This is a genomic window from Paenibacillus sp. FSL M8-0212 (genome assembly GCF_038004645.1).
Lineage (GTDB): Bacteria > Bacillota > Bacilli > Paenibacillales > Paenibacillaceae > Paenibacillus.
In genome coordinates, this window is sequence record NZ_JBBORP010000001.1 from 3,561,230 (window position 1) to 3,576,625 (window position 15,396).

Sequence of the window (15,396 nt, forward strand, 5' to 3'; positions counted from 1 at the left end):
ATGTTTTATGATGGATGTATGCCAGAATTCGGAGAGGAGAGATGCCCTGTGAAAGCTAAAACAATGATAGGCGGCATGCTCGCCGTGGCCGCAGTAACGGCAGGTGGATTATGGAAGGCAGCGGTAAAGAGCCAGACACCCAAGAAGATTCCAATCACACTGACACCCCCAATGCCATTTGAGGATGTGACCTTTGACAGTGGGGGAGGTCGGGTGCATGGCTGGTTCATCCCGGCCAGAGCCGATATTCCAAAACCATGGCCGCTCGTTATTATTGCACATGGCTGGGGCTCCAATCGCTCCCGTGTTCTTCGTTACGCACGTCCGATCTGGGAAGCTGGATATGCCTTATTTATGTATGATGTGCGTAGTCATGGGGCCAGTGATCCGGTTCGTGCTGCATCTGCCTACCTGTTCCGGGATGATCTGCTCGCGGCATTGCAGTATACGACTGCACGACCAGAGATTGATGCCGATGCCATCGGAGTGCTTGGACATTCTTTGGGTGGACTGGGTACGATTCTTGCAGTGACGGAGGGAATTCCTGTATCAGCAGTGATTACGGACTCGATGCCATCGCAATTTGAGGTAATCGTCAGTTCAGAGCTGAGACGCCGGCGTCTGCCCTTGTTTCCACTGGCCCAGTTAATTCCGAGAATCTGGTTCTGGCGACTGGGTGAATCTCTGAAATCTTATCGTCAGCGTGATCCGGTGATGATGCTGAATGAACGGCGCAGGGGGATGCAACTGCCGATGCTTATGGTGCACTCCAAGGGAGATAATTTCATTCCCCCGAGTGAGCTTGAATATTTTATGTCCAAAGCCGATCCACCTGTGGAACATCTATGGGTTAACAGCGGAGGACACAGTTGTTCCGAGGAAGATCCCGCTTTCTGGGATACCGTTATTCCATTTTTGAAAACCCATGTCCATGGTCAGGCGAAGTCGAATGATTCGTCTATAGCGAGTAGTTAACAGGGGAGAATCAGCCTACATAAGAGTGCAGGCTAACCGAGAAAACGCCAACCTAGTTGGCGTTTTTTTTGCTTTTAAGAGCAATATGCAGAAATTCACATTTGTAAAATTGCCCCGAAAACGACGATTAAAAAGGAAGCTTATGGTATCATAGAATAGACTGGCAATATTCATGCGAGGTTATTTGTTATGCTTCTTTGTATGAAATTGAAGGGAGAGGTCCAGATTTGAGTTTGAATTGGAAGTTTAATCTACGTTTGAAAATGTTCGCAACCAAAGCAACAACCGCAGCGATGGCAACACTGCTGCTTGCTTCGCAAACACCAGGTTTTGCAGGCAGTGCATCAGCCGCGCAAGCAGAGCAGTTGACCGAAGCGACAACGGGGGAAAATGAACAACTAGACGCAACGAGCAATGACGTGCCTGAGGGAGCGAAAATCTCATCCAGGCAAGCCAGTGAAAATATACTGAAATTATTTCCATTGTTAAAAAAAGCAACAATCTCATCTGCACGATTCGATTCACCTAATTCCTATCCACCGCCAGACTACAAGGCGTGGGAGATCGGGTTCCAGATTACACAAGGCAATCATACGTCGGGATTCAGTGGAACTGTACATGCAGGCACAGGGGAAGTGTTAAGTGTACATTTGCCGTCAGATATCCTGGATAAACATGTCTCGGAATCGGATGTGAAACTAACCAAAGCTGAAGCTGAAGAAAAGGCCGTGGCATTATTGTACCAAGCGATTCCAGGTCTTAAGGACAATGAATATGCTCCGCTTGGAGATCTGTATTCTTCCATTGAACAAGAGTCATTGTTTGGCAGAACAGAGTATCGATACGGGTACCAGTTAAAACATGACGGATTGTTATCTGACGCAGAGACAGTCTACATCAATGTGGACGAAAGTGGTTTGGTGACAGGTTACTCACGAGGTACTACCGAAGCCAAGTATCCCTCATCGAAACCGGCATCTTCAGAAGAGAAGGCCAGACAGCTGTTTGAAGAACAGTTCGATGTGGAACTGGCTTATATCGCCAAAGATCGTCTGTCTTCCAAGCAGGGTCAGCAGTATTACCTTGCATATACACCAAAAAATATCAGTATCGTTCCGATTGAAGCCAATACGTTGGAACGGATTAATACATTAACAGGTAAAGCTGTAGATGAAGATTCTTTACAGCAGGATACGAAGTTAAAAGGTGATGTGACTCCTTTTGTCCCGGCCAATGGTACGAGATTAAATGTTCAGCAGGCCGCCAATCGTGTCGCAACAATCTTTGATATTCCCAAGGGTTATAAGCTTGAACATAGCCAGTTGAGCAAGGGACATTACTCAAGTCCGAACAATCAGGTATGGAGTCTGAGCTGGAGCGATCGAAGTGCCAATATGTCCTATATGTTCATGCGGGATATCTCAGCACAGGTAGATGCAGTAACCGGGCAGATCTACAGCTATACGATGATGCAACGAATGGGACCGGAGATGGAGCAAGAGAAACCGGCTGAGGAAAAGGCAGGCAAAATGGTGACCCGGAAGCAGGCTGAGAAACTGGCGATGAACACGGTGATTGCGCTAGTTCCAGATGCAACGGAGCAGTTCCAGCTATCTAACGTTATTGAGGTAGATGATGCGCGTACCTTTATGTTCCAACGTTATCTGAACGGAATTCCGGTTAAGGATGATACGGCACAAGTACAGGTGTTGAACAACGGTACGATTAACGAGTTCTATACGCGTATTGCGGCTACGTCTGAACAACTGCCGGCAGATCTTAAGCCAGCCATCAGTTACGAAGAGGCCAAGGCAATCTATCTGAAGGAGTTCAAGTTGGTTCTGGCGTATTCTCGTTACGGTGGATGGGGTACGAACAGCGGTGAAATCATTCCGGTGGGAGTTAACCTAGCTTATATGCCTACACGAGATGATCATTCGATTTACGGCAATTATGAAGTGCTGGATGCGAACACAGGAGAGTGGAAGCTTTTATACGGGGACACAAGCTCTGCAACCAAGGCTGAACCTACGGATATCTTGGGGCATGTGGCCGAAGCAGCTCTTCGCAATATGACACAGCATGGCGTATTGCTTGCTGATGAGCAGGGGCGCGTATTTCCGGATCGTGTAATCACCCGAGGAGATTGGTTTAACTATCTGGCAAGAGCGATTAATCCAAATATGGATCTGTACTACAGTGGGGACGGAGATGACAAGTTATACGCTGATGTGACGCCTGATAGCCCGTATTATAAGGCAGTTCGGGCATTAATCGATCAACGCTGGCTTGCCGGATCGGACCCTGAACAGAATTTGAATCCGCAGGAAGAGATGACACGTGAAGAATTGGCAGTGTTGCTCGTACGTATATTGCGCTATGAGAAGCTGGCCGGATTCTACACGTTGCCATCGGATCTTCCGAACATCGCGGATGCCAGTGCCATTTCAAGTAAAGGGGCTGTTTCCCTGAGTTTGAAGCTGGGATTACTTCCTTCGATTGAAGGACGATTCATGCCTGCACGCAAAGTGACAGTAGCTGAAGCTTCACAAGTATTGGAACGGCTGGCGAAGCTTCAAGGTAAGACAGATACGTTTATGAGTGGTAATCGCCTGTATTAGACGAGGAATCAATCATATCGTGACCAAACGAATCATAGGATGAAGATAACGGGTAATCGTGATTCATTGAACTGAAGATCAAAGGGACCTTCCATAGAAGGTCTCTTTTGATTTGCTTTGACAAAACTACAATGACGACAGAGCCTTTTGTGATACAATAGGGCGTGAGAACTTTGCAAAGAAGGGTGGGTTCCTTTCATGGGTAAGAACGGGAAACGAATTATCACCATACTGCTGGCAGGCTGTCTGATTGCTGTAGCATTACCACGTACGGTTGATCTGGATCAGCTGTATGCTGCATCAGGGACATCAGATATATCCACGGCAACAGATTTGCGCCAGACCTTGCTTACCGCAATGTCACAGCGAACGGAGGAACTTGTTTTTACATACAAAGGCAATGTGAAAGGCCTCAAAAAACAATTACAAACCTCCATCGATGAGGCAATGAAGAGTGACCCCTATATCCAATATACCGTTAAAAGTTATGCATTTAATTATAAAGGCTCCAATGTGTCGGCCGAAGTACACGTGACTCTCTCCTACCGGGAGACCAAGGAACAGACCGATTATGTGAATCGTAAAGTCACAAACGTGTTGAAAGAAATCATCAAACCAGGCATGACGGATCATGAGAAGGTCAAGGTCATCCATGATTGGATTGTACTTAACCTTTCCTACGATACTTCGTTGAAGAAATATACGGCTTATGACGGGCTTGTAACAGGCAGTACGGTCTGTCAGGGATATTCATTGTTGGCATATCGGATGCTGGAGCGAGTAGGTATCGATAACCGGATTGTGGAAGGTACAGCGGGTGGGCAGCTTCATGCCTGGAATATCGTGAACCTGGACGGCAAGTGGTACCACATGGACACCACCTGGGATGATCCTACCCCTGACCGCAAAGGTAAGGTGAGCCACAGCTATTATTTGCTGAGCGATGATGAGATGGCACGTGACCATATCTGGACAGGCAAAAGCAAGTACCCCGCTGCGCCAGCCCCATATCGAGAAGCTTTATTAAAGCTGGTGAAGGCCGGAGATAGCAAAAAGGCCGCGTATCAGAAGCTGTACCATGCTCTGGACTATTCCCTGTATGATGAACAGGATGCCGTCAAAGGCCATGCTGCGCTGAAGACCAAGGTTCAAAGTACACTGAAGGAAGGCGGAACTTCGCTCACGTTCAGGTACAAGGGTACGGAGGCTGGACTGATTGAAGATTTGCAAGATTTGTACCAGCTTGGCATGAAATCGATATCTTATTATGTGTCCAAAATGGAAGGTACTACGGATCTGCGCGTCAAAATTAACTGGACACTATAACAATTGTTTGAACAGGATGCTCCGCTTGAGGGGTATCCTTTTTTGCGTTTAATTTTGTGTTCAAAAACGAGGATTTTAGTGTTGTCTATTTTTTGTATATGTCGCTTTGCTATTCTAATCTTCGGCGTATGCCAACACTACGTACGAGGAGGATATGCAAAAAATGAGGAAAAAAGTGAGCATAGTGATCATTGCTCTGTTACTGGTCACGCAAATGATGCAGGGTTGGATATTTACACCAATCATGCACGCTCAGGATGAATTAACTAATTTGCCAGCCAGTGCAATCAGCGATACAGCGTCAGAAGAAGGTTTGGCAGTTTCGGAAGAGGTGAACAACGTTGACGTTGCAGCCACTCCGGAAGAAGAGGGGGAGGGAAACCTCAACCAGAGCAGTTTAGCAATGGCAGCTGCAGGTCCGGTAATTACAGATCAATTGATTACCAGTGTGCAGATGTACAATCAGGTACCAGAAGACAACGGGAATGGCACGATTGAAGTCAAAGGAGATAAAATCGAGGATATTCGACCGCGCATTCAGGATGAGGTGGCTGTAGTCTTTACATGGGGACTTGCAGATGACAACCACAACTACAGCGATGGCTCTACGTTCACCTTTAACTTGCCCGATAAATTCATCATCGGATCGCAGCTTAAGGGTAATCTGGATGGCGGTGTTGGGGAGTATGTGGTGAATCCAGATGGCACAATCATTTTTACCTTTAATGAACTGATCGAGCATGCGCAGCTGGAAGGTAACTTCTACGTGTGGATTAAGTTCGATGAGAGCAAGATGGAAGATGGCTTGAAACAACAGATAGACTTTAGTTCCGTAGGGCAGGGCATCATTGATGTGCATTTTGCCAACACAGCTGTAGATAAGTTGAAGAAATCGGGAAGCGCAAACAAAGAAAACTTCAACTCCGACGAAATTGAATGGACCGTAGATTTTAACCAAGGCGAGAAGGCGATGAAAAATGCGGTTCTTACAGATACGTTGCCAACAAACCTTGAACTCAAGGGCAATATCCAAATTCGCGAATTGGAAGTGCAATTGAATGGATCTGTAAAAGAAGGTCCAGTAGTTCAAACGGAACCACAGTTTCCAATCCAATTGGGGGATACAGATAAGGCCTATCGTGTGACCTACACGACAAGTGTTAAAGCACCAACCACTGCTCCGTTCACCAACGTGGAGTATCAAAACCAGGTTGCGCTTACAACGGATCAGAGTGAACACGATGAAACAGCTATTGGGCGAGTTCGTGTGAGTTTTAATGAGCCTTTGAACAAGTCAGGGCAAGATAGTGCGTATGATCCGGTGACACAGACGATCACATGGAAAGTGCAATATAACTACAATCAGCAAGAAATCATGCAAACGAATGCATGGATTGAAGACCGCTTTGATACGGCAAAACAGCAACTGATCAACAATTCCGTCAAAGTGTATCAAGTGGACATTAATGCAAGCGGAGCGGCTTCGAACAGAATACTGATCAATCCGAATGAATACACACTCGAAGCGATAGGTACAGGGTTCGATGATGGCTTCAGATTACATTTTAAGAACGATATTACCAAGGCCTATGAGATCGAATATGATACACAATCCATTCATCGTGTTTATACAAACGACACCATTACGAACACAGTGAACATGTATGATGGTACTGCAAAAACAGGCCGGAGAGACATTCAGGAAGTCATTTTTGCAAAAAGCGTAAAAAGTGAAAACTTCAACACAAAAGAAATCGAATGGCAGATTGTTTTGAACCGTGATTTGCAGGACATGACGGATATCATCATCACGGATAATTACGAAGGCAGACATATGAAACTGATTCCGGGTAGTCTTCAAGTGAACGGTGTTAACAAAGACGACTTTGAACTGACTCCAGACCCGGCTGATCCAACGTATGAAAAAGGATTCTCCGTTCGCCTGAAGGACGGCGTTACAATTAACACGGAACATGTCATTACCTATACAACAAGCTTTGACCCGACGGCAGGTATGCCAACGGATAATGAATATCGCAACTCTGCCAAGATCGATTGGGAAGAATCCAATGTAGCACAGACTGCGATTACCAAATCTGCTGTTGTCAAACCTCAAGAGTACACCATTCAAAATGGTAACAAAAAGGGCGAATACAGCGCCAAAGACAAAAAGATCACATGGACAATTGATGTAAACTACAACTTGTTTGATATTCACGAAGCCATCCTCAAGGATGCCTACACGGGTAACCAATCTTTTGTAGACGGTTCATTAAAAGTTCATGAGTTAGAGTTACAGGGAGCCAATAACGTTACTGCTGTAGGTAGCGAGGTTCCGCTCATACCTGGTCAATTCCAGCTGAACCCGGACGGTAAAGGTTTTACATTGGATCTGGGTAACATCGGCAAAACAGCTTATCGCATTCAGTATCAAACGAGCCTGGATGGACCTTATTCCGTCGAAGGCACGTATGCTAACCAGGCTGTTCTAACCGACGGTGAGGATGGTGAGGTACGCTTTAATCGATCAGCGAGCGTCACGCCAGTTCACGGTGGTGTGTATGTACAAAAAACAGGTCAACAGATCGGTACAACGGATAAAGCATCATGGACGGTAAATATCAATCCAAGTCAATCTTATATTCCAGCGGGTTCTCAATTAACAGATACCTTGTCGGAGAACCAAATTTTATTGGCTGATTCATTGAAATTATATGCAACGAACCTGCCTGCCAACAATTCAGGCAATGTATCCAACAAAGCTGGACTGGTTGATCCGGCTGATTATGAATTGATTGTGGAGGGCAATACATTTACCTTCACCTTCAAGAAAGATATCCATACTGCATTCATTTTGGAATATCAGTCCTATATTAATGCCGATCATGGCGCCCGAATTGAAAATAAGGTTGAATTTGCAGGCCAATCTTCTTCGGTGGTAGGGGAAGGCAATCAGGCGGGGATTAAAGTTTCATTAGCTGGAGCAGGTGGAGGAGCCTCCACTGGTTTAGGCAAAATCAGAATTCACAAAGTCAGTGATACCGGAGTTCCGCTGGAAGGAGCGATCTTCGCAATCTATAATGCGTCTGGAACTACGCTTCTGGAAACATTGAAACCAACGGACGAGAATGGAGTAGTTGAAAGCTCCAGAAACTATCGATTAAACAATCTGACCAATGGTGTACCTTATAAGTTAAAAGAATTATCTGCACCTGCAGGATACTTGGTTGATCCTGAATATGGCTCTGTCTCAGGTAAAACGATTGAATTCAAGGATGCGGATATCGCTTTTGAAATTGAAAATAAAAAGATTCGTCAAGGCTTCGAATTAACCAAGGTGGATGCTGCTGACAGCACGAAAACGCTAAAAGGTGCAACATTCGAACTGTACCTGAAAGGTGGTCCAACCAGCCAGTTGATCGATACGATAACTTCGGGTGAGGATGGAAAGATCGGAGCAACAGATCTGGAGCCAGGGGATTATGAGTTGATTGAGGTCGAGGCACCTGAATTCTATCAATTGGATTCAACGCCCATACCTCTTACCATTGTAACCAATCAAACTCAGATTGTTACGCTCACACATACCAATACGCAGGGCACAAATGCCAAGCTGGTGGTGACCAAAGTGAACGCCAAGGATCAATCCGTGTTAGCTGGAATTGAATTCGAATTGCGTAATGGTACAAATGCGGTGGTTGACACACAGGTTACGAATATCAATGGGGTCATTGAATTTGATAACTTGCCGTATGGTCCATATACATTGGTAGAGACTAAGGCAGAAGGCTATGTTATTGAACAGCCAGAGACGCTTGTATCTATTATCAAACCGGAAACTCAATTGACGATTGAAAATAAAGAAAATGATCGTTCTGTGAAATTGATTAAAACCAATGCGGGTCGAACTCAGCACCTTCAGGGAGCAGTATTTGAATTACGGGCTCAAACTGCATTGATGGATGCCAATGGGAACTGGGAGTTCCACAAGGTAACAGGTCTGGATGAAGCTACACTGACAACCAATCAACAAGGTGAAATTGTACTTAAAGACCTGGATATCAATAAATATCAGTTGGTTGAAATAAAAGCACCTAACGGATATATCTTGGACACAACACCAGTACCATTTGAAATTACGAACATACAAACGGAAGCTGTAGTTGTGGAAAAAACGAATCAGGCTATCCCGGTATCGGGTGGTGGATCGAGTGGACCTTATAATCCGGGAACCCCTACTACGGGGGGAACACCAGATCCGGAGAAACCAGTAAATCCGGAACCAGGAACACCAAATCCATCGGTTCCAGGCACGGTTGTTACTGAACCTACAGAGTCTGGGGGAGGAACCGAAAGCCCGACAGATGAAGATGGCGGGGTAGCGCCACCGACACCAGGCGTATCCAACGGTGAAGACACTGCACCTCCTGTTGGGGATACAGATGCACCGGATGGGGATGGTGCACTGGCACCTCCTGCTGGAACGGATACAGATGGATCACAGGGCAATGGAAATTCTGCATCACAGCCAAACGGAAGTCCTGGATCTCAGGGAATGCTGCCACAAACAGGTGAAGAGAGCACAATGGCTTACACTGCTGTGGGCATGATGCTGATGGCGCTAGGTAGCGCGGGATTCATGTACTTCCGCCGCAGACAATTGCTTCAGCGCTAGATCGCAGCACGTAATGCAGGAACAGATCATATTTGGATAAAAAAACACCCTCTAACTTTCACAAGTGACTCAGCGTCATCATGTGAATTACTAGAGGGTGTTTTATTTTATTTCAGCTGCACCTTAGCGAGGATCAATATCCGGCAACCTCCCGATTCACTTCAATAGCTCTTACAATTAGGCGATGTGTTGGATTGACGAGTGGATCACAGGTAATTAAGGTAAGGACCTGGCCAAGTCCGGGGTCTTCCAGCACAGACAAGTCATTTGGCTCTACAACGGATATCTGATCTACCTTGTACTGGATAATCGTTCGATCTGCCAAGGTGACTTGCATCGAATCCCCAATCTGGAGTTCTCCCAGACGATTGAACAGCCGTCCTTTTTTGTGGGCGCGATGAGCGGCTATGGCGGCATTACCCTTGTTACCGATCCTGGTGGTTTCGACAAGATGGGTTGAAGCTACCTTCATGTTAGCTTCCGTTGCACCCTCCAGAATCGGTAAGCGGACATCAATCTTGTCAATGGATAGTACCCCCAACGTATTCGAGGAGGCCTCTTGCACTGTATCTGTACTATCCGTAGTCGGCTCGGCAGAAGCTGCATCTTGTATGCCCTGTTCGAAGGAGTGATTAAGCTTAGACAAGCCGTTTTGCAATTGCTCCAGATCGTTCATGACACGGGTTTGCTTCCAGTCATAATACGTTTCCCGCAGGAAAGGAAAGCTGATGATCAGGATGCCCAATAGAACGAGCAGAATAGAGAATTTTTTCATTATGCATCAACTCCCGTTGTCCAAGAAAAATAGTATACCTTTCTCTATTTTACTTACGCACCTATACAAAATATGGACAGGGACAAAAGGACGTACAGAAATGTTCGAAGGGGGAAGCCGACATAAAACAAAACCTCCCCGTTTCGTCACAGTAGGAAAACTGCAACGCCACGGGGAGGTTTTTTAATATGAAGTTAAATCGTATCAGCTGTATAAGTTGATAACAGCGATCGGAAGGTTATTCTGTCATCGAAGTGGCAAGTGTAAATATTGCTTCGTTAGTGCTTGTCACTTGGTGAATCGGTAGGTGTGAAATCACATTCCTGCAGCGGCACCACTTTGGTCTTTTTGATCCATTTGTAACCGAGCCACAACACCAGGAACAGGGGTACGCTCAAGTAGGCAACGATGGCTCCACTCCAGTCGATCTGATCACCCGTGAATGCCTGGTAGTTCTGTCCGATGATTACGATGATACACAGAACAAACGCAAAGATCGGCCCAAACGGGAACCAACGTGCACGGTAAGGTAGATCGCTTAGGTCTCTGCCTTGTGCAACGTATGCACGGCGGAAGCGATAATGACTGATAGCGATACCCAGCCAAGTGATAAATCCGCACATACCGGATGCATTCAGCAACCAGGTATACACAATCCCATCGCCGAACAGGGAGGCAAGAAATGCCAACATACCGACAGCTGTTGTAAGCAATAAGGCATTCATGGGAATACCTTTTTTGTTCAACTTACCGAGGAAACGAGGGGCTTTACCGTCACGGGCAAGGGCATAGAGAACCCGACTTGAAGCGTACATGCCTGAGTTACCGGCAGAGAGTACAGAAGTCAGAATAACGGCATTCATGACGGATGCCGCAATAGCAAGTCCTGCTTTCTCAAACACCAGTGTGAACGGGCTGACACCGATATTCTCCAGGTCACCTTTGAGCAGGTTCGGATGCGTATATGGGATGATCAGACTGATCACGGTAATCGCCAAAATGTAAAAAATCAGAATGCGCCAAAATACCTGACGAATTGCACGAGGTACATTTTCGCGCGGATTTTCACTTTCACCAGCGGCTACCCCGATAAGCTCGGTACCTTGGAATGAGAATCCCGCAGCCATGAACACACCAAGCACAGCGAAGAATCCGCCATGGATGGGCGCATCACCGATGGTGAAGTTGCTGAAACCAACCGCTTCTCCGCCCATAATACCAAAGATCATGAGCACACCTACGGCCAGGAAGATGATAACGGTAGCGACTTTAATAATAGCGAACCAGTACTCGGACTCTCCATAACCTTTAACGGACAACACGTTCAAGGCAAAGATCAGCACGAGGAACAATAAGCTCCATAACATGGACGAACTCTCGGGGAACCAGTATTTAATGAGTACTGTAGCGGCAGCAAGCTCTGCTGCAATGGTTACCGCCCAGTTGTACCAGAAGTTCCAGCCCATGGCGAATCCGAGAGCAGGATCGACAAAACGTGCGGCATACGTATTAAATGAACCGGAGTCCGGCATAAAGGTCGCAAGCTCTCCAAGGCTGGTCATTAGGAAATAAACCATGATGCCAACGGCCGCATAGGCAATTAATGCTCCACCAGGGCCTGCGGTTGAGATGGCGGTACCACTTGCGAGAAACAGCCCGGTACCAATCGAGCCACCGAGGGCGATCATTGTCATATGTCGTGCGCGTAATCCTTTTTTCAGGGAAGGTCCAGTTGTTGTTGGGTTACTGCGGTCTTGCATGGAAACACTCCTTCATTCGATATACTGATGTTTGCGATACTTGAATTCATAAACAAAAAGACCACAGGCATCAGCCTGCGGTCTTTAATATTTCAATGTCCGCACCATGTCCCAGATGATTAAGATAGCTCAACACAGAAGAATTCATACCTTTATATAAAGGAAATGTACTTCCGTGACAGTTCTGCGCCTTTCGACAGCAGCCCCAGCTCACCGGACCGTATAAGGAACGTCCAGCGAGCTTCGGCGGGTACACCTTTCGGCTGATCTCATAAGCGGCTCCTTAGCGCCTCCATCAGCGTACTGATCGCACCCGCGACCTCTACCTCACCATCAATGGATGAGGTGTATCTATTGTCTATGAAATTATGAACAACACAACTTAACACCGTGTGTCCTGTTTAGTAAACAGACAATCAGTATAACGCGCATGGTTTTCCAGTGCAATAACAATTGTTGGATGTGAGGTCTGAAAGATGACTATTCCTTTTTGTTACGCCCAGCCATCTGCTGCCATACCGTTCCAGCAGCTTGTTCGCCGGATTCGATTCGCTCCAGAGCCATCTTGGCCTGTAGGCTGACTTCAAATTCAGGATCATCGGCTGCAACTCGCAAGGCATGCTCTGCTTCTTCAGTTCCGACCTCATAGAGAAAACGTGCTGCACGCCAGCGTACAAGTTTACTTTTATCGGATAACGTGGCTGTCATAGCTGGGGTTGCGGCAGGGTCACCGATATCCGACAAGGTGTCACCGGCAGTCCGTCGTACCGCAGGAGAACTGTCCTGAAGCGCTTCATACAGCAATTCCATCGCTTCCGGTGTACGAATGTCACCCAGGTATACCACGGCTAAGCGGCGAATCTGCATTTTGTTGTCATGCAAGGCATGGGCTACGAGAGGCAGTCTTTCTGCCGTAGGCTCCATGCCGTCAAATGCCGCATAGCGAACATTCCAATCCTCGTTTCGCAGAGCCTCTTCCAGTTCGGCTCCATCCAATTCACGGCGGCGCTCGACGAACTCTTCGGATTTGGTACCATGTTCAATGGCCTGTTTGATAACCTGCTCGAGTCGTTCCGGGGGATAAGCGGCTTCCAATTCCTGTTCGACTTCACGTGCGATGTCCGGTAACTCGCCATATCGAACGCCGTAATCACTCAGTTTGCGTTCTTTGATCATCGTTGCACTGGCGACTTCCGTCACTGCTTTGACAAAGCGGTCCGACAACGAGATTCGTTCTTCCTTGACCCCGGCCTTGACCCTAATTTGCATCGGTACACCTCGGAAGAATTGTACAAATACCTGTGCTTCTCCGAAGTGTTCGCCTGAACCATCTTCGGATTCAATCCAGTCCAGATCAATGCCTTGCTGTCCAAGGCGATTTTGGACTTCGCCCAAGATAACGGACCAGTCGGCATTCCCTTTACGATCAAGTGCGACAAAGTCTGTTGTGTGGAACACACTCTTTACACCGGGAATATGAAGCATCTGGCGAATGAACGCCGGAGCAGATCGTTCGTTGTCCAGGGTATATGTTTTGCGAATTCCGTCCTCCAGACGTTCATCGAGATGTAACATCATCGTATTTGGGCTCGGTGTTGGTTCAATGGAAACAATATTCATCAATGTAACCTCCTATAGTACCAGATTCATCTTTCACTTCCCGTAAATTAAATCACACGGGTATTTCTCTATTTTACATCAATGTGTGGAATCTGCGAAATCATCCAGAAGCGAAGTGGACGTGTCTAACACTTAATGTGAAGAAGTACGAAATTTGTTAACACTTCTTTCATGTTCACGCACAAACATTTTTAAACGAAAATTGGCACAATAAAGATAAGAATCAACTGGAGGTTATACCTATGGAACCCATTACCGTGCTCTCGGATGGAAAACGTCGTATTGCATATGAGAATATTATTCAATTGTTCAGGAACTGGATTGAGGACTCAACATCTGGTTCTGCCATAGAAACACATCGGGGAAGTTGGGAAAATGCCCGTTATTGTATTGTTGATTATCAGGTTGCCGAAGAAGCGGTGTCAGCAGCAAATGCCATTCGGGCTTTTATGCCACAACTTCCGTTACTGGTCATTACGGATTTCAAATCCCTTATTCGGAAGCGTCACCTGCAACAGATTACAGGTACAGGTGAGATGAAGATGATTCTCTGGAACGAGCATGACCCTGATCAGCTCATCAAGGATATGGAAAGCTGGTTGCATTCGTCGTCTATCCATAAATCAGAAATAGCCATACCGCCCATCTTATCCATGAGATAAAAGAGAGATATGGCCAAAAGTGTTTAACTTCAATCGTTACGATCGTATTAGATCACATATTTATAGCCTGTTCCCCAAACCGTCTTAATATAACGTGGGTTTTTGGGGTCAGGCTCAATTTTTTTTCGCAGACTTGAGATATGAACATCAATGGTACGATCCAGATAGGCGCGTTCGGAGCCTTTGATCCGATCCATCAGTTCATTGCGGGTGAACACTTTACCCGGATTTCGGTACAATTCCTTCATAATCTCAAACTCAATATGAGTGACCTCGATTTCAACGCCATCCACAAACAGAGTTCTTCTGTATTCATTCACATTCACATGTCCCGTAACCTCTGCCTGCTTGTCTTCTTTTACCGGTTTATCCTTATAGGAAATGATGGATCTTCGCAGCAGTGCTTTAATCCGGGCATCCAACTCTTTCAAACTAAACGGTTTGCACAGAAAGTCATCCGCACCATTATGCAATGCGCGAAGTCGATCGTTCAGCATGGTACTTGCCGAGATCATCAGAATGGGCACAGTGGAGTGCTGGCGAAAGGCTTCTACGAGATCATTTCCATCCATTTCAGGAAGCATGAGATCCGTTACAACAATATCCGGCTGGAATTGTGGAAACAGTTGAAGTGCCTCGCGGGCATGATGAACCCGTTCAGTGATATATCCTTCCTCCTCAAGAAAGAAAGCAATCATGTCGGCCAGATTTTTCTCATCTTCTATAAGAAGTACTTTGATAGTCATAGGGTCACACTCCTGGTGAAAATAATATGTTAAGAAAATGCTAAAAAAACAAGGTGAATTGCGAATAAATGCTGCAAATTTTTTAATGTTTCTATCCCAAAATATAGGATGTATATGTAGAGAAAGAATAAGCTTTTTTGATGAACTTCAATATTCTAGCATGAATGTAGTTTGGTTGCCGATCAATCAGAATTTCCCAAAGCTACACCAAGTACTAATTACAGTATAATGGATCA

9 protein-coding genes and 1 riboswitch are annotated in these 15,396 nt (G+C 46.1%); of the genes, 5 read left to right on the forward strand and 4 right to left on the reverse strand.

What is annotated here, in order from left to right; all coding sequences use genetic code 11:
• Nucleotides 1-48 precede the first annotated feature (48 nt).
• From MKX68_RS15685 to MKX68_RS15700, 4 genes are all read left to right on the forward strand, one after another.
• The gene (locus MKX68_RS15685; protein WP_340912790.1) at nucleotides 49-975 is read left to right on the forward strand and encodes an alpha/beta hydrolase; all 927 of its coding nucleotides are present in this window, start codon (nucleotides 49-51) and stop codon (nucleotides 973-975) included.
• Between the two features lie 227 nt (nucleotides 976-1,202).
• On the forward strand, nucleotides 1,203-3,596 hold the full coding sequence (locus tag MKX68_RS15690) for a YcdB/YcdC domain-containing protein (RefSeq protein ID WP_340912793.1): 2,394 nt from the start codon (nucleotides 1,203-1,205) through the stop codon (nucleotides 3,594-3,596).
• Nucleotides 3,597-3,794: 198 nt separating this feature from the next.
• Nucleotides 3,795-4,922, forward strand: coding sequence for a transglutaminase domain-containing protein (locus MKX68_RS15695; RefSeq protein ID WP_062836448.1), 1,128 nt, complete (start codon nucleotides 3,795-3,797; stop codon nucleotides 4,920-4,922).
• Between the two features lie 163 nt (nucleotides 4,923-5,085).
• The gene (locus MKX68_RS15700; protein ID WP_340912797.1) at nucleotides 5,086-9,597 is read left to right on the forward strand and encodes a collagen binding domain-containing protein; all 4,512 of its coding nucleotides are present in this window, start codon (nucleotides 5,086-5,088) and stop codon (nucleotides 9,595-9,597) included.
• Nucleotides 9,598-9,730: 133 nt separating this feature from the next.
• Here MKX68_RS15700 and MKX68_RS15705 read toward each other — a convergent pair whose 3' ends face one another.
• The 3 genes from MKX68_RS15705 to MKX68_RS15715 form a co-directional block, all read right to left on the reverse strand.
• Nucleotides 9,731-10,372, reverse strand: a complete 642-nt coding sequence (locus MKX68_RS15705) for a class D sortase (protein WP_340912799.1) — start codon at nucleotides 10,370-10,372, stop codon at nucleotides 9,731-9,733.
• 278 nt (nucleotides 10,373-10,650) lie between these two features.
• Nucleotides 10,651-12,132 carry an amino acid permease gene (locus MKX68_RS15710; protein ID WP_340912800.1) on the reverse strand — a complete coding sequence of 494 codons (1,482 nt, stop codon included), beginning with the start codon at nucleotides 12,130-12,132 and terminating at the stop codon, nucleotides 10,651-10,653.
• A 117-nt stretch (nucleotides 12,133-12,249) separates the two neighbouring features.
• Nucleotides 12,250-12,465, reverse strand: a riboswitch (Lysine riboswitch).
• A gap of 147 nt (nucleotides 12,466-12,612) precedes the next feature.
• Nucleotides 12,613-13,752 carry a virulence factor gene (locus tag MKX68_RS15715; RefSeq protein WP_340912802.1) on the reverse strand — a complete coding sequence of 380 codons (1,140 nt, stop codon included), beginning with the start codon at nucleotides 13,750-13,752 and terminating at the stop codon, nucleotides 12,613-12,615.
• 242 nt (nucleotides 13,753-13,994) lie between these two features.
• On the opposite strand from MKX68_RS15715, the gene MKX68_RS15720 reads away from it, so the two are divergent.
• On the forward strand, nucleotides 13,995-14,414 hold the full coding sequence (locus MKX68_RS15720; RefSeq protein ID WP_339788881.1) for a hypothetical protein: 420 nt from the start codon (nucleotides 13,995-13,997) through the stop codon (nucleotides 14,412-14,414).
• A 47-nt stretch (nucleotides 14,415-14,461) separates the two neighbouring features.
• On the opposite strand, the gene MKX68_RS15725 is transcribed toward MKX68_RS15720, so the two are convergent.
• Nucleotides 14,462-15,160: a response regulator transcription factor gene (locus MKX68_RS15725; RefSeq protein ID WP_036668013.1), complete on the reverse strand. Its 699-nt coding sequence runs from the start codon at nucleotides 15,158-15,160 to the stop codon at nucleotides 14,462-14,464.
• Nucleotides 15,161-15,396 lie beyond the last annotated feature (236 nt).